Here is a 26,932-nt window from a genome sequence, read left to right on the forward strand (position 1 = left end):
TCCTTATTCCGATTTCTCACCAAAGACACCGCCACGAATCAGCACAGCCATCACGTAGTGCTGCTGATCAACGTCTGGTTTGACTCCTTTCGTCACCCAGTTGTCTAGCAAGGTGTAAAAATCGAGTTTTTCTTTCGGTTGGCGGCAAGCAACACCGCGGCTGGTTACTGAACCATAAGGCTCCACGGCGATAGCCCCCAACTCATCAACCTTCGGATGCCAGGTATCAATGGTGCGTAAAGCATTGCCAATCTTCTGAGAGTGGATACCGGCAATGCCAGCCACCTGGTATAACACGCGACTTTTGCTACTGTTGCTGTCGAGTACCAGCTCCTGCGACGGGAAAACTTCTTGCCCGGCACCAAGACGAACCTGCGCTTCAACGGTAAGCATTACCCACTCTTTTCCGCTTAATCCTTGTTCAATCGTTGCCGCCAGTTTCGTGACGCTACTCTGGCCCTGTTCAAATTGACGTAAAGAGAAGTCATGGCTGTTAAAAGTCCATGATTTGTCGTTAGCGGTGACTTTCACCTGAATTTGCTCGGCACCGATACGGTTACGCCACAGAAAACGACCATTTGCCAGATTCAGGGCATAGCGAAGAGCCAGCTCTTTAAAGCCATGTTCGCTGATATAACCTTCAATAACGTCGGAAAGCGCCTCCTGATAGGCCATATCATTACATACTGACGGTGTGGATAAATTACCCAGCACGCGCAGTGTAAACATCACTTTTAACGTATCCGCATCAACCGGAAGCGCTGCCACGTCTACCCGCTGCAAGTTGGCTTTTTGGATTTCTGCATTCAGCTTTAACTCATTACTGGAAATTGCATCTTTCAGGCGATTGGAGATGGTTCCGCGAACGGCTTTCTCCTGAATCTCAATAGGTTGCCATTCATTTCCTTGCCAGTTACCTGCGTACATCACCGCGTCAGAGGTTGCCAGTTTGCGCTCAAATGCCAGTACTGACACCGTTTTTACTGCTACAGGGGCCTTTGCCATAATTATGTCCTTATTCTGTATCGTCATCTTCATTAATCGTAGGGTCGTCAACGACTGGTATTGCCGAGCAATAGTAGCCAGTGTCCGTTGTACGGTAACGCCACATCAGCGGTTGCAAGTCAGTAATGCGATGTAATCCGCGCCATTCGCCGATGCCATATACCGCTTCGGCAAAGGCAAATGGCGTTGAGGTATCGCGCGCATTTTCAACTTCACCGGGTGCGTAAACAGGAGAAATGCGTTGGTAGCCACACATTAACGGTACCAGGAAACCAGGCATTGGCTTCGGCTGGTATACCCATTGTGCGCTGTTGTCTTCTGCCGGAGATTCGGCCTGATATTTAACGGCAACAAAATCAAGCCAGGCATCAAGCAACGATATATCGGGATGTTGTTGGTGATGTTCAGCCAGCCATTCACTGCGATCGTAAAGCGCATAGCCAGGCATTAAACGCCAGATGATTTTACGCAGTTGCTTTTCATCTTCAGGCGCATGAAAAAGCTGTGGTTCGCGCATGTCAACAATGCTGCCGCCCGCCAGTTTGTGGCTCTGGCAGAGCATTTTCAGATGGTCGCAAAGGGCTTTTCTGCCATATTCACCATTGGTAATTTCGCCATTACATTCAACCAGCAGAGAAACCGTCAGGTGCATACGGCCCTCTTCATTGAACGAGGCGGTTTTACCTTCTCTGGTTAATGGGTTACGGGTGAGAGCGAATTGAAAATCGCGCCCGGAGCTGTACGCCTGAATATGCTGTTCATGGCTTACTACCGCACAACCGTCAAAACTTACGCCAAATTCATCCACGACTTTTCGAGAAAGCGCATGAACATAACCGAGAAAATGGGTCATCGACGGGAATCCCCAGGTCAACCCGGAGACGGCGTTAGCGTTTTCGATGCGTACATGGGGTAACAAGAGCAGATAACTCATTTCAGCGCCTCCTGCAAAACGGCTTCCATTTCACGCATCCGTTGAGTAAACAGGGACTGACTGCGCCACTCCCTTTGCTCGACAGCACCGACATCGAAACGGGCTTTTTTCAGGCGATAGTTCAGCCAGCGCGCGAAATCATCGGCTACCGTCTCTTGCCAGTCGTTTTTCTCACGCTCCTGTTTGAAAGTCTCATCTGAGAGGCTTCGCCACGGGTCCAGCCAAAGTTGTTGGTGGCGAGGTAAGTCTGGTGATTGCGCGGACCATCCCTGCCATTTTTCTTGCTGAAATGAAGACACCTGCATGAACAGCAGATCAATCAACTCATCAATATATTTCGCCCGCGCAGTTCGGATATGAACATTATTTATGTCAACCTTCAGCAGGTAAGTCATTCGGGCGATGATGCCTGAAGCCGCCCGATTGAAATCGCCGCGTAGGGAAAAAATACTGCGCATGTTTTGTGGCGCGCGATCCAGCGTCGCCCAGGTTGGCGGCATTGATGGCAACAGCCAGACTCGGCCACCCCGCACACTATTGAGCAAAGAAATATTCTGTGGTTTTGTGCCGCCAAAATGCATTTCGGCAAGATTAGGAAACCAGATATCTGGCTGGGAGTGCCATTTTCCTGCTTTGCGGGCATCGCGAATGGCTTTCGATTCCTCACTAAAGCGCACGGCGGTTAGCTTTTCATACATCACCTGCGCCAGCGAACTGGAAAACAGCGGGCAGAGCAGATGATAGCCATCATCGACAGGGAAATAGATTTGTTTTGCCAGTTTATGGCTGGCAGGCCGTCCAGTTGTCCATGCCTGGCTAAACCCAGCTACCCACTGCTCCAGTTGCGCTTTATCCTCTGCAAACGTACTTAATGCCTGATAATCACCACGCTTCAGGCTGGCAAGCAGTGAATCTCCGTTCACATCGGTTTGTAGCAACTTTGCGACGTCAAGTGCGGCGGCGTTACCAATCGCGTCAGTAGCGATATTTGCCAACGATGCCGTGTTTAAATAGCTTTCGTTAGCGGAGGTTTCCAGATAAAAGCTACTGGCTTTAGAATCACCATGACTGAATTTAGCGCCATGAGTGACTAATTTGATTTGCCCGGCACGTTTCGCCGCATCCGTTAACCAGTTACGTGGCAAGTAGCGTGCTTCAAGTTCCTGTCGCTCCAGAGCGATAACGCTGGCGTCCTCGCCCTGTTCCAACCGCTTTGCTACTTCTTTTTCAAAGGCTTCGATTTTGGGTTGCCTTCGCGAAGCGATGTAGTCAGTTATAAAATCCACTAAATTATTGTTCAAAAGATTCCCTCCTTATTTTTTCACAGGTTGCGAAACACACCTAACCAGGGGTGATAACGCCAGTCATTGACCGCATCTTCTTCACTGGCCGGCACTCTCACTTCCGCAAACTTTTCCCCAACGTTTGCTATCTCACAACTTTGCTTATCAGCTAAATTCAACAAAACGTGTTGGTAATCCATCACGCCCCAGCAAGCGACGCCGCTGGCGCATCTCACCTCTTCTCGCCTGAAATTTCCTTGCGCTTTACGCTCGTTGTCGCCCGTACGGGAATAGAAACGCGCTTCGCTTTCTTCATCATCCATATGCAGAAAAAACACCGCCTCCGGCAAAGGGGAATAACGAAATGGCGTCTGGCGCTGCATCCAGCCGTTCCAGCTTAGCGGTGCACGCCACCATTGCGCCGCCACCACATGTTTGCTTTTACTGCTCATCAATTCGGCGGATAAACGACTATGTTCAAGCTCCGCCAGTTTGTTGTCATTATTGGCAGACAGGATCCGCGGCAAGGCGTTAATCGTCCGGTAGTCCGCGATCGGAATCAGCTCGCAAATATCGTGACTATTCAGCAAGTGTTCTTTTGTTTCGAAACCTGGTTTACAAAATGCGGGGGCTTTTTTCTGCAATGATTTGATATTGCTACGCAAAATAACCAGATTCTCACTGGTCGGCACATTTCTACGGTGGCGCTGAATACGTCCGGCAAATTGAATAATCGAACGCATGGAGCTTGGTTCAATAATTCCCCAGTCCGCATCCCAGTCACGCCCCACTTCTATAACCGATATCCCCAACACCACAAACAGATGGTGCGATTCCGGACGGTTATGTAAGGCATCTGCGATATCTTCGTTGTTCCAGAAATCGAGTTCGTTATGACGAGTAAACGCGCGATCCAGTCGCTTCTCAATATCTGAACGCACCGCCAGCGGATGTCGGGAGTGGTAAACACAGTAATGAATGCAGACATCTTCTGGTGAAGGAATGGCAATCAGGGCTTTGGTCACCGCAACCAGTGGATTGATATTCGCGAAGCGCACCAGGCCCAGCGAAACGGTTTTACCGCTTTCGTGTAGCTGGCGATGCGCCTGATGCAACTTCAGCATTTGCGTATGCACCGTCTGGGCCACACTTTCGGTAACGTCTTGTATCGCGCTTGATGCAGATGAAATTGAAGCAACACGCCCGAAATGCAGTCGCTCTTTTTCAGCCAGCATTACCGCTCGCCGCGCAACAAATTTTGCATGTGCATCACGAAACCCAGGCCCGTCGCAAATTTGCGTTGCATCAGCATCTTTTTCATCAAACCAGGCACAGCAGATATTGACGGGCCTGCCGTTGGTACCACAAGACGTCTGCCACATTTTACGCCCGGCGAGATAAGCCGCGAACAACGCCTGAATCAGCCCTGGAGGTAGCGTCGCCGAGGAAAGTAATACCCGTGTTCCCAGCATCCCGGCCCAGTTCATCAAACGACATACCGCATGAAGATCGGCAATATCAAAGTCATCAGGTTCGTCGAGCACTAAATCGCTGGTTAACAGGCGCAACATCGACGGAAGCTGTTTCCCGCCACGCACACCCTCGGTCGCGGAAATAAGATGATCAATCGTCGCGACCAGAATCGGTGCGCTAACTAACTCCTTAAGTTTGCTGTCATCCTTCAACCATTTTTCCAGCGCCCCGGTATGCAGGCTGCCTTCGTACTTAACGAACTGTTGCTCCTCTGTTGGCGGCTCTTGCGAAGCACTTCCGTAATCATTGTCTATTTTTTCCTGCTGCCACAGTTGCTTAACTGCCGCCGAACCAATCAGTACCGCCAGCTCATCCTCACCCAGTCCAAGCCGACTGCGCAGAGCATCGCCGGTTTGCAAAGTCAGCGTGCGCAATCCCAGCGCAACGGTAAATCGGCACCCTTCTCGCTCGTCGGCAAGTGCATACATAATGCGGGCGTTCGCAAAGGTTTTACCACACCCCGTCGAGGCCATATTGACGCCGAAAAATCCCTCTTCCCGACTTCGTTCACGTAGCGCTCGCGCCACATCCCAGGCTTTATCTTGCCAGCGATATTTCACATCTGTGACCCGCTGGCTAAAACCTTTATGTCGGGCAATTGCCGGAAGCGATGCCCGTGTGTGCATCAGTTGCCGCCCAAGCAGATACGCATGATGCGCGACGCCCACAAGGTGCTCGTCTACCCGTTGTTTGAGCGTGCCGCTTTGGCGATCGCTATTTGCCCAGACGATATATTCCGGGTCCTGCCATTTTTGCTGCGCGTCATTAGATGAATAGTAGTGATCGGCAAGCATCAGGCAAAAACGCGCCATATGTAAGGGGAACAACTGTTCCATCTGCCCGTATGTCTTTAAACCGAGCGCGTTGCTTGCCCGGCGAGAAATCTGACGCGCTTTTTCCCGCCAGCTCGCGCTTTGAAGCGGCGTTCCTGATGGAAACTGCCAGACGTGCTCAAAATCCTGTTGCGTCCAGTCATTCTTGCGGTGGTTAACGGCATTCCAGTCAGCATTCAGTTGCTTCTCCAGCCAACTTTCACAACCTTTGCATGATTGTTCCGGCTGTGGAGAAAGATTCTCCGGCATTCGATGATGGGAAAGGATCAGCCAACCTACCGTCCTGGCTAGCGGTTGCAGCGAACTGAATGGACTATTTGAAAAATGAGGCGTGTCTTTTTGCAGACGTTCAAGAATCGCAACTTCATCATCTGCCGTTAATTCCCCGAGTTTCTCCAGCCACACATCGTCCGGCTGTTCACCAACAAACGCCTGGAAAAGCCGCAATGAGATCCATTCATGTCGGTAAGGTTGATAACTTCGTGCGCTCTTATGGGTCAGGCTTTGCTGAAAGCTGCGCCCTGCTTTACCAAAATCATGAAACAACCCGGCGATAGCCGCCAGCAGCGCAATGCTCTCTGCGCATTGCCAGCGATTTTCTTCCTTGTTCACCAGGCTGGTTTGGGTTGTTCGATTCGTGGGAACGCGTCCCTGTGCATTAAAACGACGAATATTACCCACAATCCACATCAACTCCATTTGCCCGTTCTTTTTCAGCCAGTGACATGCCACTGCGGTATTTCGCCTGGCAGTTTTGCGCAGTAAACGGCGGAGTGTATTAACGCCTTCCAGAGTAATCACCGTTTGCCATGCGGCATCACCGGTGCGTTCAGCAAACTGATCAATAATACGGCAGCTTTCCACGCGGGCGTTTTTTGTACAGCGCGAGATAATCAGAACATTCATTAATCAGCCTTAGCCAGTGCCTGGGCCGTATCTTGCAAAGAGGTGATCATGACATCCAGCGCATCTGCTTGTTGAAAGATATTGATGCAGCGTTGACGAAACTCCTGAGCATCTTCTCCCGCCATTGCGGCAATAAATGCTTGTGGCATAACCAGGGCATCTTTAATCAGATCGGCAAGGTCAAAAACGAGGCCGCCGCGACGTGTTTTACCGTGCATTACTGCTAAACCATGCGGGATCCCGGTTACCCACGCCGCCACTGCCGCCAGCCCATAAGCCAGATAATTACCCTGATCGAGAAAGCGGTTGGCCATATCAATCCCACCGCCCCGTTTTGCGCGAGTAAAGTCGCCATAGCCCACGGTTTGGCTCACCATTTTGTAGAGTGCTTTGGTCAATTTGGCCTCTACGAGCATAAGCTGCGTATGGTTTTCTGCCGCGTCTATTTCTTCACGAGTACGATTTAGTAGGGTCTGCAGTGCATTAGCATCAGGCTGAAAGGCGTGTTCACGCTGCATTTTCGCGCTGGTCCAGTGCTTATCGATATGTGTCAGGCGGATTAACTGAAAACGTTTCGCGGCGGCAAGTCGTTTATCTTCAGCAAACCAAAAAGAAACCCACTGCTGAAGATATTCAGTAGGACGATATTCGCTTTGCGGACTGAGCCAGGAGACATCAACATCAACTTCATTTGCCGAATACAGCGGCGTGCCATTCGTACCACAAAAGCCCACCATCACCCCGGCATGGGCAAATTCACGCATCGCCGCCTGAGTAACGGATGTTCCCATCCCCAACATCAATGCCGTGGTATTCGCAATGGGGATATTCCAGTAGTACGACTCCTTACCTTCACTGGTAACATATTCCACTCGCCCACCATTCACCTGCACCCGGCATTTTTCCAGATAATAAATATTGGCGCGTTTAGAGTGGAGAATGGTTTTGAGGTCAGATGGAGTAAGGTAATTGGAAGACATAAACACATCCTGTGATTATTTTTATTTGAAGGAGTTAGGATTAGTACAGCATTGATTTCTGTGTGATAAATTGATTTCTATCGCAATTATCACAATTGTTATTGCGTGTTGCAGCTAATGGTTCGGAGTTGAGAACGCCATAACGCAGCTAAATTTCTGCCATCATCGTATTTGTGAAACTGCCTGTACGGCAGTGAACGATGCATCTGACCCCGATTACATTGCTCAACATTTCTAAGCTGCCTGTACGGCAGTGAACAATATCTCAGGAGGGTGTAACTCAATGGGCCATTTCTAAGCTGCCTGTACGGCAGTGAACGCTCATTCAGCGTAAAGCAGAGCAAGCCAGGCTTTCTAAGCTGCCTGTACGGCAGTGAACTCACTCCAGAAGCAGGGTTACAGTGCCAGCGCTTTCTAAGCTGCCTGTACGGCAGTGAACAATGCTGGCAAAAGTGCGCGTGGACGCCATCTTTTCTAAGCTGCCTGTACGGCAGTGAACTCAAATACTACACGTTTAGCCCGTTGTTAATAAAGCAAAACCATCTCATTTTCCTGCTGCCACCCTTTTTTTATCCTTACCTTCCAGCAGCACTAATTATCAACAACTTACCATCATCATCAAAAAAAGGGTCTGAACTTCCTCCACCCCATAAACAAAAAGTCCGTAACCCCTGACGAGATTACGGACTTCATCAACTTACCTAACAATCTGATTAATGCGCGGCTTCCGGTTTATGCTTTTGTGCACTCTGGAACCCGTAGGTCAGCTCATTTTTCTCTTTATCCAGCGCGACAGTCACCTGGCCACCATCTACCAGCGAGCCAAACAGCAGTTCGTTAGCGAGCGGTTTTTTCAGGTTGTCCTGGATGACACGCGCCATCGGACGTGCGCCCATTGCCCGGTCGTAACCTTTCTCGGCCAGCCAGTTACGCGCTTCCTGGCTCACTTCCAGAGAAACACCTTTCTGATCCAACTGAACCTGCAACTCGACGATAAACTTATCAACCACCTGGTGGATCACGTCTGTAGAGAGATGATCGAACCAGATAATGTTGTCGAGACGGTTACGGAACTCCGGCGTAAAGATCTTCTTGATCTCTTCCATCGCATCGGTGCTGTTATCCTGCTGGATAAGACCAATGGATTTACGCTCGGTTTCACGCACCCCGGCGTTGGTGGTCATCACCAGTACCACGTTACGGAAATCGGCCTTGCGCCCGTTGTTATCGGTCAGCGTGCCGTTGTCCATCACCTGCAACAGAATGTTGAATACGTCCGGATGCGCTTTCTCGATTTCGTCCAGCAGCAGCACCGCATGCGGATGCTTGATGACCGCATCGGTCAGCAGACCGCCCTGATCAAAACCAACGTATCCTGGAGGCGCACCAATCAGACGGCTGACGGTATGGCGTTCCATATACTCGGACATATCAAAGCGCAGAAGCTCAATACCCAGTGCTTTCGAAAGCTGTACCGTCACCTCGGTTTTCCCGACCCCGGTTGGACCAGCAAACAGGAATGAACCAACTGGTTTATGTTCGTGACCTAAACCCGCACGCGCCATCTTGATGGCCTCGGTAAGCGCTTCAATGGCTTTATCCTGACCGAAGACCAGCATTTTCAGGCGATCGCCAAGGTTTTTCAGCGTATCGCGGTCACTCTGAGAAACGCTCTTCTCAGGGATACGTGCAATACGGGCTACCACGGACTCGATATCCGCCACATTCACCGTTTTCTTGCGCTTGCTTACCGGCATCAAACGTGCGCGAGCGCCCGCTTCGTCGATAACGTCAATCGCTTTGTCCGGCAGATGACGATCGTTAATGTATTTCACCGCCAGCTCCACCGCCGCACGCACCGCTTTCGCGGTATAACGCACATCGTGGTGCGCTTCGTACTTCGGTTTCAGGCCATTGATGATTTGCACAGTTTCTTCGATCGACGGTTCAGTAATATCGATTTTCTGGAAGCGACGCGCCAGAGCACGGTCTTTCTCGAAAATGTTGCTGAACTCCTGATAGGTCGTCGATCCAATCACGCGAATTTTACCGCTGGAGAGCAACGGTTTGATCAGGTTGGCTGCATCTACCTGCCCGCCAGACGCTGCGCCCGCGCCAATGATGGTATGGATCTCATCGATAAACAGGATGCTGTTAGTATCCTGTTCCAGCTGCTTGAGCAACGCTTTAAAACGTTTTTCAAAGTCGCCGCGATATTTGGTGCCTGCTAACAGGGAGCCGATATCGAGAGAGTAAATCGTACAGTCAGCCATGATTTCCGGCACATCGCCCTGAACAATTCGCCAGGCAAGACCTTCAGCAATCGCCGTTTTACCGACGCCAGACTCCCCAACCAGCAGCGGGTTGTTTTTACGGCGGCGGCAGAGAACCTGAATGGCGCGCTCCAGTTCCTTCTCACGACCAATCAGCGGGTCAATTCCGCCCACGCGTGCAAGCTGGTTCAGGTTAGTCGTGAAATTCTCCATACGGTCCTCCCCACCAGCTTGTTCTTCACTGCCCGGCTGGTTTCCTGGTTCAGAAGACTGAGATGGCTCGTCTTTACGCGTGCCATGAGAAATAAAGTTCACCACATCAAGACGGCTGACTTCATGTTTGCGCAACAGATACGCCGCCTGCGACTCCTGTTCGCTAAAGATAGCGACCAGAACATTCGCACCGGTAACCTCACTGCGACCGGAGGACTGAACATGGAAGACTGCACGCTGCAATACACGCTGAAAACTCAAGGTCGGCTGCGTGTCGCGCTCCTCTTCACTGGCGGGCAGAACAGGTGTGGTTTGTTCAATAAAGGCTTCCAGTTCCTGACGGAGCGCAACCAGGTCCACGGAACACGCTTCCAGCGCCTCCCGGGCCGATGGGTTACTGAGCAATGCCAGTAACAAGTGCTCGACGGTCATAAACTCATGACGGTGCTCGCGCGCTCTGGCGAAAGCCATGTTTAAACTGAGTTCCAGTTCTTGATTGAGCATAGGCACCTCCCCCAATTTTTATACCTGCATTCAGGCTTTTTCCAGCGTACACAGCAATGGATGCTCGTTCTCCCTTGCGTACTTGTTCACCATCGCCACTTTGGTTTCTGCAACCTCAGCGGTAAAGACTCCGCAAATGGCCTTCCCCTGGTAGTGAACAGCAAGCATCAATTGCGTTGCACGTTCTACATCATAAGAAAAGAATTTTTGTAACACGTCAATAACAAACTCCATTGGAGTGTAATCATCATTGACTAATATCACTTTATACATAGATGGCGGTTTTAGCGCGTCGCGAACTTTTTCTTCCGCCAGTTGATCAAAGTCCAGCCAGTCGTTCGTTTTACCCATTGTCAGTTATCATCTTCGGTTACGGTTACCGGCAGAACGCTCTGCCGCTGACAAGAGCATATTTGCCTGACCAATCTACTCCACATGATAGATAATTATCATCTATCGTTGGTATAAGCGACATCAGTGACATTACTGTCAATAGCGTTAACTGCTTCAAATTTTTGATGCATACCTACCCCCTGGCCCCTGTCAAACGCTTGACGACTCGCCCCATTTCTCTAAATTGTATTTCAAGAGTTGGCGAGGTTTTGAACTGCCCCCTCTCTGACCCCGGTTTATTCCATCTTACTTGTATAAGATTTGCGAAGGATGTCGAAGCATGGAAAAGGGTACTGTTAAGTGGTTCAACAATGCCAAAGGGTTCGGTTTCATCTGCCCTGAAGGCGGTGGCGAAGATATTTTCGCTCATTATTCCACCATCCAGATGGATGGTTACAGAACGCTAAAAGCTGGACAACCCGTTCAGTTTGATGTCCACCAAGGGCCAAAAGGCAATCACGCCAGTGTTATTGTGCCCGTCGAAGTAGAAGTAGCAGTCGCATAGCTCTTCTGTCTCATTGTGTACATCCTAAAGGCAAAATGCCAGCCCGATCGGCTGGCATTTTTATCTCAAAAATCACTCTCTCGCCAAAGCATCCACTGGATCCAGCCGTGCCGCATTTCGTGCAGGTAGCCAGCCAAATAAAATGCCCGTAACGGTTGAGCATAAAAACGCCAGCAGCAACGCCAGTGGAGAAAAGCCTATCTCCCAGCCGGGTAAAAAAATCTGTAGGGTGAAGGCAATTAACAGCGACAGCATTATCCCCATCGCGCCGCCCACCAGGCAAACCAGCACGGCTTCAATCAGAAATTGTTGCAGAACATCGCTGGCACGCGCGCCAACAGCCATGCGAATACCAATTTCCCGCGTCCGCTCCGTTACTGACACCAGCATAATATTCATAACGCCAATGCCGCCTACCACCAGCGAAATCACCGCCACCAGAGTCAGAAACAGTTGTAAAGTACGTGTGGTTTTTTCGACTGTTTTCAAGACGCCGTCCATGTTCCAGGTAAAGAAGTCTTTTTTGCCGTGGCGCAGCGACAACAAACGGGTGAGTTGTTGTTCCGCTTCGGTGCTGTCATAGCCTTCTTTTACTCTTACAGTGATGGAGTTCAGCCACGACTGGCCCATAACCCGCCCGGACATGGTGCTGTAAGGCAACCAGACGCGCAGCACTTTACTGCTACCAAACATCGACTGTTTTTCTTCCGCCACGCCGATGACTCTCGCAGGCATATTACCAACCAGAATGACCTCACCAACCACATCGGCCTTATGCGGGAAAAGCTGGCGGCGGGTATTACTGTCGAGAACCACCACCTGTGCGCGGCCGTTCAGTTGCTCCTGATTAAAGGTATTCCCTTCGCTGAAGGTCATGCCGTAGACATTGAAATAATCGCCGCTCACACCGTTGGCGCTGGCGGCAACATCAACATTGTTATAACGCAGGCGCAGGTTTTGCGAGACGGCGGGTGTGGCTGAGGCGACCCACGGTTGTTTTTGGATGGCGATTAAGTCGTCGTACTTTAGCGCCTGTTGATATTGCGGATCGTCATCGCCAAAATCTTTCCCGGGATAGACATCAATAGTATTCGTACCAATAGAACGAATATCCGCCAGCACCATTTGTTTGGCGGCGTCGCCCACCACGACGATAGAAACCACCGACGCAATACCAATAATAATCCCCAGCATGGTCAGTAAGGTGCGCATTTTATTCGCTGCCAGCGCCCGCCACGCCATCGTCAGCGCCTCATTAAAACCACTGACAAACTGCCGCCAGCCAGACGCCGTTTTGACTACAGGATCCGTCCCGCCAGCAGCATTCACCTTTTCAATGGCGGGAGGATTACGCACAATTTCGCCGTCACGAATTTCGATTACCCGCTCCGCCTGAGCCGCAACCTGTGGATCGTGGGTAACGATAATCACCGTGTGCCCGCGATCGCGCAACTGATGCAATATCGCCATCACCTCTTCACCAGAATGGCTGTCCAGTGCGCCGGTAGGTTCATCGGCGAGGATCACCTGCCCACCGTTCATTAACGCACGAGCAATACTGACACGCTGCTGCTGGCCACCGGAAAGCTGGGCGGGGTAATAATCTAGCCGTTCTTCCAGTCCCAGTCGTTGCAGCAACTCCTGAGCGCGCAGCAATCGCTGTTTACGCTCAAGTCCGGCATAGACGGCGGGTACTTCAACGTTCTGCTCGGCGGTTAAATGCGAAAGCAAATGGTAACGCTGGAAAATAAAGCCGAAATGCTCGCGACGAAGCTGCGCCAGCGCATCGGCGTCCAGCGTGGCAACATCCTGGCCGGCAACGCGATAGGTTCCACTGGTCGCTTTATCCAGACAGCCGAGAATATTCATCAGGGTCGATTTACCAGAGCCCGAAGCACCGACAATTGCCACCATCTCACCTGCATAAATATCCAGGCTGATGCCCTTTAGCACCTCAACCTGCTCGTCTCCAGCAGGATAGCTACGGCGAATATCCTTTAGTTCGAGCAAGGGCGTCATTGTGCAGCTCCTGGTTTGGCCTCACCAATCACCACTTCATCACCCGCTTCCAGACCTTTGACAATCTCAACATCGGTGTCGTTGCGCGCGCCAATCGTCACTTCGCGCTCGCGTATTTCGCCATTACGCAGCAGTTTGATTTTATAACGGTTATCGCCAACCGAATCCCCCAGTGCCGACAACGGAATGGTGAGTACATTTTTCACATCAGTGAGTTGAATGTGGACCTGCGCAGTCATATCCAGGCGCAGTAAACCATTGGGGTTTGGCACTTCAAAACGGGCGTAGTAGAAAATGGCGTCGTTGACCTTTTCTGGCGTCGGCAGCACATCTTTAATCTGCCCCTCGTAGCGCGTCAGCGGATCGCCAAGCACGGTGAACCAGGCTTTTTGACCGGGTTTCAGATGAATGACATCCGCTTCCGACACTTGCGCTTTTACCAGCATGGTACTCATATCTGCCAGCGTCAGAATGTTTGGCGCTTGTTGTGCGGCAATCACCGTCTGCCCTTGCAGAGTGGTGATTTGCGTAACTTCCCCAGCCATCGGGGCAACGATGCGGGTGTAATCGAGATTCGTTTTCGCCGTGTCGAGTGACGCCTGATTCCGTTTGATTTGCGCGTCGATAGTCCCTATTTGCGCCTGTTTAACTGCCATCTCCGTCGCTGCGGTGTCAAGATCCTGTTGCGAAACCGCCTGCGTTTGCGCCAGTCGTTGCTGGCGTGAGTATGTCACCCGTGCCAGTTTCAGTTCTGCTTCTGCCTGTTGCCTTTGCGCACGCAGCTCCATCAGTGTCGCTTCCACTTCCTTGATCTGGTTTTCAGCCTGTTCAGGATCAATAACCCCTAAAAGCTGGTCTTTTTTTACTTTATCGCCAATCGCCACCGACAGCGTTTTCAACTGACCGCTGACCTGCGCGCCCACATCAACCTTACGCAGCGCGTCCAGCTTTCCAGTCGCCAGCACGCTTTGCTGCAAATCACCGGGGCGGACAATCAATGTCTGATAAGTCGGCACGGGCGCGTTGAGTGTTCTCCACAACGCAATCAGCGCAGCGATGACTATCACCAGCGCAATAGCGTAACGCTTCTTAAGGTTTTTTCGCTTTTTCATAAATACTCTGAATGCTCCATATGCGCGTACGGGGCTGCCAACTTCAACGAAACATCAACAAAAACCGAAAATTTACGTTAGTAATTATACGATTGATGTTTGGTTAAGATGCCCGATGGTGAAATCGGTGTTACGTATAATCATTGATTTTATGAATATGTCTCAGATCACTGAACGAGCATTTACACCATCTGAATCTCTTAGCAGCATGTCTCTTTTCCTTAATCTGGCAGGGGGTCAGTGGCGGCCGGGTAAATTCTGGCATCGCCGTCGGTTTCGCCAGAAATTTTTGCTGCGCTCTTTGATTATGCCGCGTTTAAGCGTTGAGTGGATGAACGAACTCTCCCACTGGCCTAATCTCAGAACGCTGTTAACGCGTCAGCCGCGCCTGCCGGTTCGCCTGCATCGCCCTTACCTTGCCGTGAATATGACCCGTAAGCAATTGCTGGAGGCGTTACGTTACCATTATGCATTGCTGCGCGCGTGCATGTCGGCGGAAGAGTTCAGCTTATATTTGAACACCCCGGGACTGCAACTTGCGAAGCTGGAAGGAAAAAACGGCGAGCAGTTCACGCTTGAACTGACCATGATGATCTCAATGGATAAGGAAGGTGACAGCACAATTCTGTTCCGCAACAGCGAAGGTATTCCTCTGGCGGAGATCACATTTACACTGTGTGAGTATCAGGGGAAAAGGACGTTATTTATAGGCGGGCTGCAAGGTGCGAAATGGGAAATTCCACACCAACAGATCCAGAATGCGACGAAAGCCTGCCACGGGCTATTTCCCAAACGACTCGTGATGGAGGCGGTCTGCCTCTTCGCCCAACGCTTACAGGTCGAACAAATTATTGCTGTCAGCAATGAAACACATATTTACCGCAGCCTGCGTTATCGCGATAAGGAAGGAAAAATCCATGCTGACTATAACACGTTCTGGGAATCGGTTGGTGGCGAATGCGATGCCGAGCGGCATTATCGGCTTCCCGATCGAATAGCGCGAAAAGAGATTGCGGATATCGCCAGCAAAAAGCGGGCTGAATACCGTCGACGCTACGAGATGCTTGACGCTATTCAGCCGCAGATGGCAAGGATGTTTTGTGGTTAATCAGCCCGACCGCGCGCCAGCCACAGCACGCGTGAGAACATTTTTTTCAGCAGCGTCGGTACGGAATCCACACCACGACGTCCGGCCTCCATTGCCACTTCAATGGCAAGGTCGGGCTTGGAAGAGCGATGGATCGCTTTTGAAATAATTTTGCGCAAATTCATCGGCACGTTTTCCGGGATCTGCGCCACGCGATGGAACACGTCGGAAAACCCCTGGCGATACATAAAATGTTCCATATCCAGCGCCGGTAACGTTGTCAAATGTTCACGTTCAGCTTCGCGATCGTTATTCAGCAGGCTGCGCACCGTTGCGGCATATTTCTTCCCGGCTTCATCGCCATCGACCAGCACATGCCACTCAATCCCCATCCGCCGGGCAAATTTCACCAGTGGTTTTAGCCCGGACTGGGCAAACTCAATGACCTTAATCCCTTCGGCATCGAAATGGTGTCCACACTGGCGCGCCAGTTCGTTGATAACCCAGGTTTCTGTTTCCCCTTCCACCAGCAACCAGCAGCGAGCAAACAGCGATGACGGACGATTAAAACGAATGTGAAAAGAGATGCGGCGGCTGTCTTCGGTGCTCAAGCCACTTGGCCCCAGACGCCAGGCGGCAACACGAGAAGATTCACGCACCAGGCGGCAAACATGTTCCACTGGAGTTAACGAAAGCAGCTCGCCAGAGTTGGTAGTAGCAATACGTTGTAAAGGCAAAAGATTCAACAGATGCCAGGCAACGGAAAGCATAATCGGATGCAGGCGGGTTTCTGGATCTTCAATTAGCAATAACGGACGCGCGTCTTTATCCAGTCGCAATGTCCCTTTTGCCTGCAATAAAGTGGCAAACAGGCCGAGTAAAATGACCCGATACGAACGCCCCCCTGGTCTGTCAATCATCCGGTTGATGATATCGAGGTAACGCCAGCTCCGTTGCTCATTGCTGGCTCGCCGACGCATTAAGCGATATCTCGCCTGCCCGGCCCCTTGCTCCGAGAAATAATGCTCAAGCAGTTGCACCATTGCCGAAAGCCCCTGGCGAATCTGCCCATCGGAGAGATTTTGCGGGTGTGAGGATAACTCGCGGGCGAGAAAATCCAACTGGCGCGCGGTGACTTCCACATTGGGTACATTTGGTACAGTTCCATTGCGAATGCGGCGCATAAAACGGGCGTCGCGCAAACGCAGAACCGGCATTAAACGCACCAGATGACGCGCCTGATCGTTAATATCTTCGACATCAATCGGATGACCGTCTTTATCAAGAAAGCTGCGTAACGTCATCACGCTACCGTCTTCCGCACTTTCCCCTTCCAGGCGATAAAAAATGCGGTGATAACCATCAGTACAGGGCGTCCAGCATGCTTCAAGCGGGCGATAACGGCGTACACGATGCCGTCCAGGCAGCGATTCGCGAAAGGTCAGAATGATATGCAGATGGTGTTCCCGACCATTAATATCACCTGGCGGAAACCAGAAATCATCACGTTCAAAATGGTAGAGATCTGACTCTGGTGATAACAGCAGGGTTAAGGCGTCCAGCAAGCTGGATTTACCCCACGCGTTCTCCCCAATCAGGACGTTGTTTTGCTCCAGCATCAATGACAATCGGTTGATACCGCGAAAGCCCACAATTTCAACGCGCTCAAGAATCATATCCCCTCCAGAAATATGTTACTCATCCTTTACTCTGGCAGTATAACGGGAAAGGCCGAGACAATACGTGACGACATCACAATTAAGCATGGCAAATGTCTGAAAAATGAGCGAATAATTGTGTTATACGTCTTCATGTTGTCTCTCATTAAAAAACAATAAAATCAAATAATTAACCTTGTAAATTATTTTTATTACCTCCAAAGGCTTATTTCAGCCGTTTGCACTACACTGTCAATCAGGCAAATGACTATATGGGGGAACTTACTGTTGCCCTAAATCAAAATTACTGGATTTATTTATCTGGCGAATGGCTCGACTTCGTTTTTAAAATACCGATGCATTATTTCTGTCGTCATTTTTTACGACGACCCTATAAAACGACCATATTTTTCACAGGGTCAATTTTTAATTGAGGTGGATATGTTCAGAAAATTAGCAGCTGAATGTTTTGGTACTTTCTGGCTTGTATTTGGTGGCTGCGGTAGCGCCGTGCTGGCGGCAGCGTTCCCGGAATTAGGCATTGGCTTTGCCGGTGTCGCGCTGGCGTTTGGTTTGACTGTACTGACGATGGCCTTCGCTGTCGGTCATATCTCCGGTGGCCACTTTAACCCGGCGGTCACTATTGGTTTATGGGCTGGTGGCCGTTTCCCGGCAAAAGAAGTCGTTGGTTACGTGGTAGCCCAGGTTGTCGGTGGTATTGTTGCGGCGGCACTGCTGTATTTAATCGCCAGCGGTAAAGCTGGGTTTGACGCAGCGGCCAGCGGCTTTGCTTCTAACGGTTATGGCGAGCATTCACCGGGCGGCTATTCCATGCTTTCTGCACTGGTGGTTGAACTGGTATTGAGTGCCGGTTTCTTGCTGGTGATCCACGGTGCAACCGACAAATACGCGCCGGCAGGCTTTGCGCCGATCGCGATTGGTCTGGCGTTAACCTTGATTCACTTAATCAGTATTCCGGTGACTAACACTTCCGTTAACCCGGCGCGCAGCACCGCAGTTGCCATCTTCCAGGGCGGCTGGGCGTTAGAACAGCTGTGGTTCTTCTGGGTAGTGCCAATTGTCGGCGGTATTATCGGTGGTCTGATTTACCGGACCCTGCTGGAAAAGCGTGATTAATTAACGCAGAAGGCCTGGCGCAATGTCAGGCCTTTTTTTTTAAGATGTTGTTATATGTTGGTTTATCATCTTGTTGCGCTCCTTTCATGAGCTAAGCCACATATTGCCACTGACGCAAGGAGCGCGCAGGGGGCGGCCAATCGCCGCCGCCCCCTGCACCCCCGGGCTCTGGCGAACAAAATCGCCGCTGCGCGGTGCCCTCGACTTATCCCTTACGGCTACCGGGTCGGGCGCGAGGTAACATCCCTGTAAAACGCGCCCTCAGCCCACATCCATGTGGGCTGCCCCGGCCTTCAGGGTACGCCTCGGCGATTTTGACGCCACCAACACCGGTGCGGTTTGTAATTAAAGAGAAAGAATATCTTTAAATGAAAACGAATACCCTACCGATCCTTATGAATAACATTTCCTTTTAATTGCAACTTTACTCGTCCTTCCGCTTTCAGTAGTGTGTCATCGCGCATTTCGACTTCTTCTTTGCAAGGACTGGGTTTTCATGTTTTCTGGGCTGTTAATCATTCTGGTTCCCCTGATTGTGGGTTACCTCATTCCGCTTCGCCAAAAAGCTGCGTTAAAACGCATTAATCAGCTATTAAGCTGGATGGTTTATCTCATTCTCTTTTTTATGGGTATCAGTCTGGCGTTTCTCGATAATCTCGCCAGTAACCTGTTGGCGATTCTGCATTATTCTGCTGTCAGTATTACCATTATTTTACTGTGCAATATTGTCGCCTTGCTGTGGCTGGAACGCGGTTTGCCGTGGCGCAATAGCCACCAGCAAGAGAAATTGCCGTCGCGTATTGCGATGGCACTGGAATCGCTGAAACTGTGTGGCGTCGTGGTGATTGGTTTTGCTATTGGCCTTAGCGGATTAGGTTTTTTACAGCACGCGACCGAAGCCAGCGAATACACCTTAATTCTGCTACTTTTCCTCGTCGGTATTCAGTTGCGCAATAATGGCATGACCTTAAAGCAGATTGTCCTTAATCGCCGGGGAATGATTGTCGCCGTGGTGGTGGTTGCCAGTTCTTTAATTGGCGGTTTAATTAACGCCTTTATTCTTGATCTCCCCATCAATACCGCACTGGCAATGGCCTCCGGTTTCGGCTGGTATTCTCTTTCCGGTATTTTGTTGACCGAATCTTTTGGTCCGGTAATCGGGAGCGCGGCCTTCTTCAATGATTTAGCGCGTGAGTTGATCGCCATTATGTTGATCCCTGGCCTGATTCGCCGTAGCCGCTCTACTGCACTGGGCTTATGCGGTGCCACATCAATGGATTTCACCCTGCCCGTTCTTCAGCGTACAGGTGGGCTGGATATGGTCCCGGCAGCAATTGTTCACGGTTTTATTCTCAGCCTGTTAGTGCCGATCCTCATCGCCTTTTTCTCCGCATAATACCTCTCCGGCGGTAGATCCCTGCCGCCAAAATTGCGCTAAATCAATCTCCCTTAAAGTTGCATGAAAAATCCCTTTTATCCCCGCGTTAAGCGTCTTAACCTTAAACATGTATATTAAATATAACTTTAAAAGGTGTGATCATGTTTTGTGTGCAATGTGAACAAACTATCCGTACTCCGGCAGGAAACGGCTGCTCATACGCGCAGGGGATGTGTGGTAAAACGGCGGAAACCTCTGACCTTCAGGATTTACTCATCGCGGCGCTGCAAGGGCTTTCTGCCTGGGCTGTAAAAGCGCGTGAATACGGCATTATCAACCACGATGTAGACAGCTTCGCGCCTCGGGCATTTTTCTCAACCCTGACCAACGTTAACTTCGATTCTCCGCGTATTGTCGGCTACGCTCGTGAAGCGATTGCCCTGCGCGAGGCGCTGAAAGCGCAATGCCTGGCAGTAGATGCTAACGCCCGCGTCGATAACCCGATGGCTGACCTGCAACTGGTGAGCGACGATCTCGGCGAACTGCAACGTCAGGCAGCAGAATTTACCCCTAACAAAGATAAAGCGGCGATTGGCGAAAACATTCTCGGCCTGCGTCTGCTGTGCCTGTATGGCCTGAAAGGTGCGGCGGCCTATATGGAACACGCCCACGTTCTCGGTCAATACGACAACGATATTTATGCCCAGTACCATAAAATCATGGCGTGGCTGGGGACCTGGCCTGCCGATATGAACGCGCTTCTTGAGTGTTCAATGGAAATCGGCCAGATGAACTTCAAAGTGATGAGCATTCTGGATGCAGGCGAAACCGGTAAATACGGTCACCCGACGCCAACCCAGGTCAACGTCAAAGCGACGGCGGGCAAATGTATCCTGATTTCCGGTCACGATCTCAAAGATCTCTACAACCTGCTGGAACAGACCGAAGGTACGGGCGTTAATGTCTACACCCACGGCGAAATGCTGCCTGCCCACGGCTACCCGGAGCTGCGTAAATTCAAGCATCTAGTCGGTAACTACGGCAGCGGCTGGCAGAATCAGCAAGTGGAGTTCGCTCGTTTCCCTGGCCCCATCGTGATGACCTCGAACTGCATCATCGACCCAACCGTAGGCGCTTATGACGATCGTATCTGGACCCGCAGCATTGTTGGCTGGCCGGGTGTGCGTCATCTGGATGGCGAAGATTTTTCTGCGGTCATCGCCCAGGCGCAACAAATGGCGGGCTTCCCGTACAGCGAAATTCCGCACCTGATCACCGTGGGCTTTGGCCGCCAGACGCTGCTTGGCGCAGCGGATACGCTGATTGATCTGGTGAGCCGTGAAAAACTGCGTCATATCTTCCTGCTTGGTGGCTGTGACGGCGCACGCGGCGAGCGCCACTACTTCACCGATTTCGCCACCAGCGTGCCGGATGACTGCCTGATCCTGACCCTCGCCTGTGGTAAATATCGCTTTAACAAACTTGAGTTTGGCGATATCGAAGGTCTGCCGCGTCTGGTAGATGCAGGTCAATGTAACGATGCTTACTCAGCGATTATTCTGGCTGTCACTCTGGCAGAAAAACTGGGCTGCGGTGTCAACGATCTGCCGCTGTCGCTGGTGCTCTCCTGGTTTGAACAGAAAGCGATTGTCATTCTGCTGACGCTGCTTTCTCTGGGTGTGAAAAATATCGTCACCGGCCCGACTGCACCTGGTTTCCTGACACCAGATCTGCTGGCGGTGCTGAACGAGAAATTCGGCCTGCGTTCTATCACCACTGTTGAAGAAGACATGAAGCAACTGTTGAGCGCGTAAGGAGTTTGTCGATGACGATGCCAACGAATCAATGCCCGTGGCGGATGCAGGTTCATCACATTACGCAAGAAACGCCGGATGTGTGGACGATTTCCCTGATTTGCCACGATTACTACCCATATCGCGCCGGGCAATATGCGCTGGTCAGCGTGCGTAACTCAGCAGAAACGCTGCGTGCTTACACCATTTCCTCCACGCCAGGCGTGAGTGAATATATCACCCTGACCGTGCGGCGGATTGATGACGGTGTCGGCTCCCAGTGGCTGACCCGCGATGTAAAACGCGGTGACTATCTCTGGCTTTCGGACGCGATGGGGGAATTTACCTGCGACGATAAAGCAGAAGATAAATTCCTGTTACTGGCGGCAGGCTGCGGCGTTACGCCAATTATGTCGATGCGTCGCTGGCTGGCGAAGAACCGTCCGCAGGCCGATGTGCAGGTGATCTACAACATGCGTACGCCGCAGGATGTTATTTTCGCCGATGAGTGGCGTCATTATCCGGTAACACTGGTGGCGGAAAATAACGTTACCGAGGGGTTCGTTGCCGGACGCCTGACTCGTGAACTGCTGGCAAGCGTTCCTGATTTAGCCTCACGTACCGTGATGACTTGTGGTCCGGCACCGTATATGGATTGGGTGGAACAGGAAGTGAAGGCGCTCGGCGTGACGCGTTTCTTTAAAGAGAAATTCTTTACGCCAGTGGCGGAAGCGGCAACCAGCGGTCTGAAATTCACCAAACTGCAACCGGCGCAAGAATTTTACGCTCCGGTTGGCGCCACGCTGCTGGAGGCGCTGGAAAGCAATAAAGTTCCGGTTGTCGCCGCCTGCCGCGCGGGTGTTTGCGGCTGCTGTAAGACAAAAGTGGTTTCCGGTGAATATACGGTGAGCAGCACAATGACGCTGACCGACGCCGAAATCGCTGAAGGTTACGTACTGGCCTGCTCCTGCCATCCGCAGGGGGATTTGGTTCTCGCGTAATCACCTTATGCCCGATGATATTCCTGTCATCGGGCTGTTTAACCGTTAGTGCCTCCTTTTTCTCCCATCCCTTCCCCCTCCGTCAGATGAACTAAACTTGTTACCGTTATCACATTCAGGAGACGGAAAACCATGAAACAAACGGTTGCAGCTTATATCGCCAAAACACTCGAATCAGCAGGCGTAAAACGCATCTGGGGAGTCACGGGCGACTCTCTGAACGGTCTTAGTGACAGTCTTAATCGCATGGGCACTATCGAGTGGATGCCTACCCGCCATGAAGAAGTGGCTGCCTTTGCCGCTGGCGCTGAAGCACAACTTTCAGGAGAACTGGCGGTCTGTGCCGGATCGTGCGGCCCCGGCAACCTGCACTTAATCAACGGCCTGTTCGATTGCCACCGTAATCACGTTCCGGTACTGGCGATTGCCGCCCATATCCCTTCCAGCGAAATTGGCAGCGGCTATTTCCAGGAAACCCACCCGCAAGAGTTATTCCGCGAATGTAGCCACTATTGCGAGCTGGTTTCCAGCCCGGAGCAGATCCCACAAGTGCTGGCGATTGCCATGCGCAAAGCGGTGCTAAACCGTGGCGTTTCCGTTGTCGTGTTACCGGGCGACGTGGCGTTAAAACCTGCGCCAGAAGGGGCAACCACGCACTGGTATCATGCACCACAGCCAGTCATAACACCGGAAGAAGAAGAGTTACGCAAACTGGCGCAACTGCTGCGTTACTCCAGCAATATCGCCCTGATGTGTGGTAGCGGCTGCGCGGGGGCGCATAAAGAGTTAGTTGAGTTTGCCGGGAAAATTAAAGCACCTATTATTCATGCCCTGCGCGGTAAAGAACATGTCGAATACGATAATCCGTATGATGTCGGAATGACCGGGTTAATCGGCTTCTCGTCAGGTTTTCACACTATGATGAACGCCGACACCTTAGTACTGCTCGGCACTCAGTTCCCCTACCGCGCCTTCTACCCGACCGATGCCAAAATTATTCAGATTGATATCAACCCAGCCAGCATCGGCGCGCATAGCAAGGTAGATATGGCGCTGGTCGGCGATATCAAATCAACCCTGCGCGCATTGCTGCCACTGGTGGAAGAAAAAACCGATCGCAAGTTTCTGGATAAAGCGCTGGAAGATTACCGCGACGCCCGCAAAGGGCTGGATGATTTAGCAAAACCGAGCGAGAAAGCCATTCACCCGCAATATCTGGCGCAGCAAATTAGTCACTTTGCCGCCGATGACGCCATCTTTACCTGTGACGTTGGCACACCTACGGTATGGGCGGCACGTTATCTGAAAATGAACGGCAAGCGTCGCTTGTTAGGTTCGTTTAACCACGGTTCGATGGCTAACGCCATGCCGCAGGCGCTGGGCGCGCAGGCAAGCGAGCCAGAACGCCAGGTGGTCGCCATGTGCGGCGATGGCGGTTTTAGCATGTTGATGGGCGATTTCCTCTCGGTAGTGCAGATGAAGCTGCCGGTGAAAATTATCGTCTTTAACAACAGCGTACTGGGCTTTGTGGCGATGGAGATGAAAGCTGGTGGTTATTTGACTGACGGCACCGAACTACACGACACCAACTTTGCCCGCATTGCCGAAGCGTGCGGCATTACGGGTATTCGCGTGGAAAAAGCCTCTGAAGTCGATGAAGCCCTGCAACGCGCTTTCTCCATCGACGGTCCGGTGCTGGTGGATGTGGTGGTTGCCAAAGAAGAATTAGCCATTCCACCGCAGATCAAACTCGAACAGGCAAAAGGTTTTAGTCTGTATATGCTGCGCGCAATCATCAGTGGACGCGGCGATGAAGTAATCGAACTGGCGAAAACGAACTGGCTAAGGTAAAAAGGGTGGCATTTCCCGTCATAATAAGGACATGCCATGATTGATTTACGCAGTGATACCGTTACCCGACCGAGCCGCGCCATGCTCGAAGCGATGATGGCCGCCCCGGTTGGGGACGACGTTTACGGAGACGACCCTACCGTTAATGCTCTGCAGGACTATGCAGCAGAGCTTTCCGGTAAAGAAGCCGCCATTTTTCTGCCTACCGGCACTCAGGCCAACCTGGTCGCTCTGCTCAGTCACTGCGAACGCGGCGAAGAGTATATTGTCGGTCAGGCCGCACATAACTATCTGTTTGAAGCCGGTGGCGCAGCAGTGCTGGGCAGTATTCAACCGCAACCCATCGATGCTGACGCCAACGGCACGTTACCGCTGGATAAAGTGGCGATGAAAATCAAACCCGACGATATTCACTTCGCCCGCACCAAATTGCTCAGTCTCGAAAACACCCACAACGGCAAAGTGCTGCCGCGTGAATACCTGAAAGAAGCATGGGAATTTACCCGTGAGCGCAATCTGGCGCTGCATGTTGACGGTGCGCGCATCTTTAACGCCATCGTGGCTTATGGCTGCGAACTAAAAGAGATCACGCAATATTGTGATTCGTTCACCATTTGTCTGTCGAAAGGTCTTGGTACGCCAGTCGGTTCGTTACTGGTCGGTAACCGTGATTACATTAAACGTGCCATCCGCTGGCGGAAAATGACTGGCGGCGGGATGCGCCAGTCCGGGATCCTGGCAGCCGCCGGGATGTATGCGCTGAAAAATAACGTCGCACGCTTGCAGGAAGACCACGACAACGCCGCCTGGATGGCGGAACAGCTGCGTGAAGCAGGCGCGGATGTGATGCGTCAGGACACCAATATGCTGTTTGTTCGCGTCGGGGAAGAAAATGCTGCCGCGTTAGGCGAATACATGAAAGCGAGAAACGTGCTGATTAACGCCTCGCCGATTGTCCGCCTGGTGACCCATCTTGACGTCTCGCGTGAACAACTGGCGGAAGTTGCCGCTCACTGGCGTGCGTTCCTGGCGCGTTAAGGAGAGAGACGTGCCGCAACGCATTTTAGTTCTCGGTGCCAGTGGCTACATTGGTCAGCATCTGGTGCGCACACTCAGCCAGCAAGGGCATCAGATCCTGGCGGCGGCGCGTCATGTCGACAGGCTTGCAAAGCTGCAACTGGCAAACGTCAGTTGCCATAAAGTCGATCTCAGCTGGCCGGATAATCTTCCGGCCCTGTTGCAGGATATCGATACGGTCTATTTTCTGGTGCATAGCATGGGCGAAGGCGGCGATTTTATCGCTCAGGAGCGCCAGGTGGCTCTCAACGTCCGCGATGCGCTACGCGAAGTGCCAGTTAAACAATTAATCTTTCTCAGTTCGTTGCAGGCTCCGCCACATGAGCAGTCGGACCATCTGCGCGCCCGTCAGGCTACGGCGGACATTCTTCGTGAAGCGGGTGTCCCGGTGACCGAACTGCGGGCCGGAATTATTGTTGGTGCAGGTTCTGCGGCGTTTGAAGTGATGCGCGATATGGTTTACAACCTGCCAGTGTTAACACCGCCACGCTGGGTCCGTTCACGCACCACGCCTATTGCGCTGGAAAACCTGCTGCACTATCTGGTGGCACTGTTAGATCATCCGGCCTGCGAACATCGGGTCTTCGAAGCCGCCGGGCCAGAGGTGCTCAGTTATCAACAACAATTTGAACATTTTATGACCGTGAGTGGTAAGCGCCGCTGGTTGATCCCCATCCCCTTTCCCACCCGCTGGATTTCGGTGTGGTTTCTCAATGTGATTACTTCCGTACCGCCCACCACCGCCAAAGCGTTGATTCAGGGGCTGAAACACGATCTGCTGGCAGATGACACCGCGTTACGTGCACTCATTCCACAACCGCTGATCGCTTTCGATGATGCGGTACGTCGCACATTGAAAGAGGAAGAAAAACTGGTCAACTCCAGCGACTGGGGATATGACGCGCAGGCTTTTGCTCGCTGGCGACCAGAATACGGTTACTTCGCTAAACAAGCCGGTTTTACGGTTAAAACGTCCGCCAGCCTTCAGGCGCTATGGCGGGTAGTCAATCAAATCGGCGGTAAAGAACGTTATTTCTTTGGCAATATTTTGTGGCAGACCCGTGCGCTGATGGACCGCGCAATCGGTCATAAACTGGCGAAAGGTCGCCCTGAGCGAGAATATTTGCAGACGGGCGATGCGGTAGATAGCTGGAAAGTGATTGTCGTTGAAGCGGAAAAACAACTTACGTTGTTATTTGGTATGAAAGCACCGGGACTGGGGCGGCTTTGTTTTACGCTGGAAGATAAAGGCGACTACCGCACCATAGACGTTCGCGCTTTCTGGCATCCGCACGGCATGCCAGGCTTGTTTTACTGGCTTTTCATGATCCCTGCACATCTGTTTATTTTTCGCGGCATGGCAAAACGAATCGCCAGACTTGCAGAACAAATCACAGATTAATCGAAAAAAACCTGCGTGATTCTTTCATGTTTCCCATTGCATCAAGGGGGAAATC

Annotated in this window: 20 protein-coding genes and 1 CRISPR repeat array; of the genes, 9 read left to right on the forward strand and 11 right to left on the reverse strand. The window is 51.6% G+C overall.

The genetic code is table 11. The annotated features are described in order from the left end of the window. Positions 1-3: 3 nt before the first annotated feature. The 8 genes from csy3 to D9597_RS23305 all read right to left on the reverse strand — a co-directional run bounded on the left by csy3 (position 4) and on the right by D9597_RS23305 (position 10,988). Entirely contained in the window at positions 4-1,005 is a 1,002-nt protein-coding gene (gene csy3 / locus D9597_RS08775; RefSeq protein ID WP_130222129.1) for a type I-F CRISPR-associated protein Csy3, read from the reverse strand. A gap of 10 nt (positions 1,006-1,015) precedes the next feature. Then, a complete protein-coding gene (gene csy2 / locus D9597_RS08780; protein WP_130222130.1) occupies positions 1,016-1,939 on the reverse strand; it encodes a type I-F CRISPR-associated protein Csy2 in 924 nt (307 codons plus the stop codon). Further along, positions 1,936-3,240 (reverse strand): type I-F CRISPR-associated protein Csy1, encoded by a 1,305-nt coding sequence (gene csy1 / locus D9597_RS08785; RefSeq protein WP_130222131.1) that lies wholly within the window; start codon positions 3,238-3,240, stop codon positions 1,936-1,938. Before csy1 ends, csy2 begins: the two co-directional genes overlap by 4 nt. 20 nt (positions 3,241-3,260) lie before the next feature. Continuing rightward, the gene (gene cas3f / locus D9597_RS08790; RefSeq protein WP_130222132.1) at positions 3,261-6,494 is read right to left on the reverse strand and encodes a type I-F CRISPR-associated helicase Cas3f; all 3,234 of its coding nucleotides are present in this window, start codon (positions 6,492-6,494) and stop codon (positions 3,261-3,263) included. After that, on the reverse strand, positions 6,494-7,474 hold the full coding sequence (gene cas1f, locus D9597_RS08795) for a type I-F CRISPR-associated endonuclease Cas1f (protein ID WP_130222133.1): 981 nt from the start codon (positions 7,472-7,474) through the stop codon (positions 6,494-6,496). The genes cas3f and cas1f overlap by 1 nt, the downstream gene beginning before the upstream one ends. 171 nt (positions 7,475-7,645) lie before the next feature. Then, positions 7,646-7,973: direct repeats of the CRISPR family, unit length 28 nt; unit sequence TTTCTAAGCTGCCTGTACGGCAGTGAAC. A gap of 214 nt (positions 7,974-8,187) precedes the next feature. After that, positions 8,188-10,464 (reverse strand): ATP-dependent Clp protease ATP-binding subunit ClpA, encoded by a 2,277-nt coding sequence (clpA, locus tag D9597_RS08800; RefSeq protein ID WP_130222134.1) that lies wholly within the window; start codon positions 10,462-10,464, stop codon positions 8,188-8,190. A gap of 30 nt (positions 10,465-10,494) precedes the next feature. After that, positions 10,495-10,815 carry an ATP-dependent Clp protease adapter ClpS gene (gene clpS / locus D9597_RS08805; RefSeq protein ID WP_000520781.1) on the reverse strand — a complete coding sequence of 107 codons (321 nt, stop codon included), beginning with the start codon at positions 10,813-10,815 and terminating at the stop codon, positions 10,495-10,497. Between the two features lie 98 nt (positions 10,816-10,913). Then, positions 10,914-10,988 carry a hypothetical protein gene (locus D9597_RS23305; protein WP_214251107.1) on the reverse strand — a complete coding sequence of 25 codons (75 nt, stop codon included), beginning with the start codon at positions 10,986-10,988 and terminating at the stop codon, positions 10,914-10,916. 149 nt (positions 10,989-11,137) lie between these two features. On the opposite strand from D9597_RS23305, the gene cspD reads away from it, so the two are divergent. Then, positions 11,138-11,362: a cold shock-like protein CspD gene (cspD, locus tag D9597_RS08810; protein WP_064530179.1), complete on the forward strand. Its 225-nt coding sequence runs from the start codon at positions 11,138-11,140 to the stop codon at positions 11,360-11,362. A 72-nt stretch (positions 11,363-11,434) separates the two neighbouring features. On the opposite strand, the gene macB is transcribed toward cspD, so the two are convergent. Both macB and macA read right to left on the reverse strand, forming a co-directional pair. Next, positions 11,435-13,381, reverse strand: a complete 1,947-nt coding sequence (gene macB / locus D9597_RS08815; RefSeq protein WP_130222135.1) for a macrolide ABC transporter ATP-binding protein/permease MacB — start codon at positions 13,379-13,381, stop codon at positions 11,435-11,437. Beyond that, entirely contained in the window at positions 13,378-14,493 is a 1,116-nt protein-coding gene (macA, locus tag D9597_RS08820) for a macrolide transporter subunit MacA (RefSeq protein ID WP_130215658.1), read from the reverse strand. Before macA ends, macB begins: the two co-directional genes overlap by 4 nt. A 151-nt stretch (positions 14,494-14,644) precedes the next feature. Here macA and D9597_RS08825 point away from each other — a divergent pair, with 151 nt between their 5' ends. After that, complete coding sequence (locus D9597_RS08825) at positions 14,645-15,601, forward strand: VirK/YbjX family protein (RefSeq protein ID WP_130222259.1); 957 nt, start codon at positions 14,645-14,647, stop codon at positions 15,599-15,601. On the opposite strand, the gene D9597_RS08830 is transcribed toward D9597_RS08825, so the two are convergent. Continuing rightward, on the reverse strand, positions 15,598-17,256 hold the full coding sequence (locus D9597_RS08830) for an ATP-dependent endonuclease (RefSeq protein WP_130215656.1): 1,659 nt from the start codon (positions 17,254-17,256) through the stop codon (positions 15,598-15,600). The genes D9597_RS08825 and D9597_RS08830 overlap by 4 nt on opposite strands. 423 nt (positions 17,257-17,679) lie before the next feature. Here D9597_RS08830 and aqpZ point away from each other — a divergent pair, with 423 nt between their 5' ends. The 7 genes from aqpZ to D9597_RS08865 all read left to right on the forward strand — a co-directional run bounded on the left by aqpZ (position 17,680) and on the right by D9597_RS08865 (position 26,877). Further along, on the forward strand, positions 17,680-18,375 hold the full coding sequence (gene aqpZ / locus D9597_RS08835; protein WP_130215654.1) for an aquaporin Z: 696 nt from the start codon (positions 17,680-17,682) through the stop codon (positions 18,373-18,375). Positions 18,376-18,871: 496 nt separating this feature from the next. Continuing rightward, positions 18,872-19,771, forward strand: coding sequence for an L-lysine exporter LysO (lysO, locus tag D9597_RS08840; protein WP_130205245.1), 900 nt, complete (start codon positions 18,872-18,874; stop codon positions 19,769-19,771). Positions 19,772-19,914: 143 nt separating this feature from the next. Further along, positions 19,915-21,567 carry a hydroxylamine reductase gene (hcp, locus tag D9597_RS08845; RefSeq protein WP_000458817.1) on the forward strand — a complete coding sequence of 551 codons (1,653 nt, stop codon included), beginning with the start codon at positions 19,915-19,917 and terminating at the stop codon, positions 21,565-21,567. Positions 21,568-21,578: 11 nt separating this feature from the next. Next, entirely contained in the window at positions 21,579-22,547 is a 969-nt protein-coding gene (gene hcr, locus D9597_RS08850) for an NADH oxidoreductase (protein WP_130222136.1), read from the forward strand. A 132-nt stretch (positions 22,548-22,679) separates the two neighbouring features. Further along, positions 22,680-24,398, forward strand: a complete 1,719-nt coding sequence (gene poxB / locus D9597_RS08855) for a ubiquinone-dependent pyruvate dehydrogenase (protein WP_130205239.1) — start codon at positions 22,680-22,682, stop codon at positions 24,396-24,398. A gap of 36 nt (positions 24,399-24,434) precedes the next feature. After that, positions 24,435-25,436 carry a low-specificity L-threonine aldolase gene (gene ltaE / locus D9597_RS08860; RefSeq protein WP_130222137.1) on the forward strand — a complete coding sequence of 334 codons (1,002 nt, stop codon included), beginning with the start codon at positions 24,435-24,437 and terminating at the stop codon, positions 25,434-25,436. Between the two features lie 10 nt (positions 25,437-25,446). Beyond that, on the forward strand, positions 25,447-26,877 hold the full coding sequence (locus D9597_RS08865; protein WP_130222138.1) for an SDR family oxidoreductase: 1,431 nt from the start codon (positions 25,447-25,449) through the stop codon (positions 26,875-26,877). The last annotated feature ends 55 nt before the right edge of the window (positions 26,878-26,932 follow it).

Source organism: Escherichia sp. E13S3 (assembly GCF_004212325.1).
Lineage (GTDB): Bacteria > Pseudomonadota > Gammaproteobacteria > Enterobacterales > Enterobacteriaceae > Escherichia.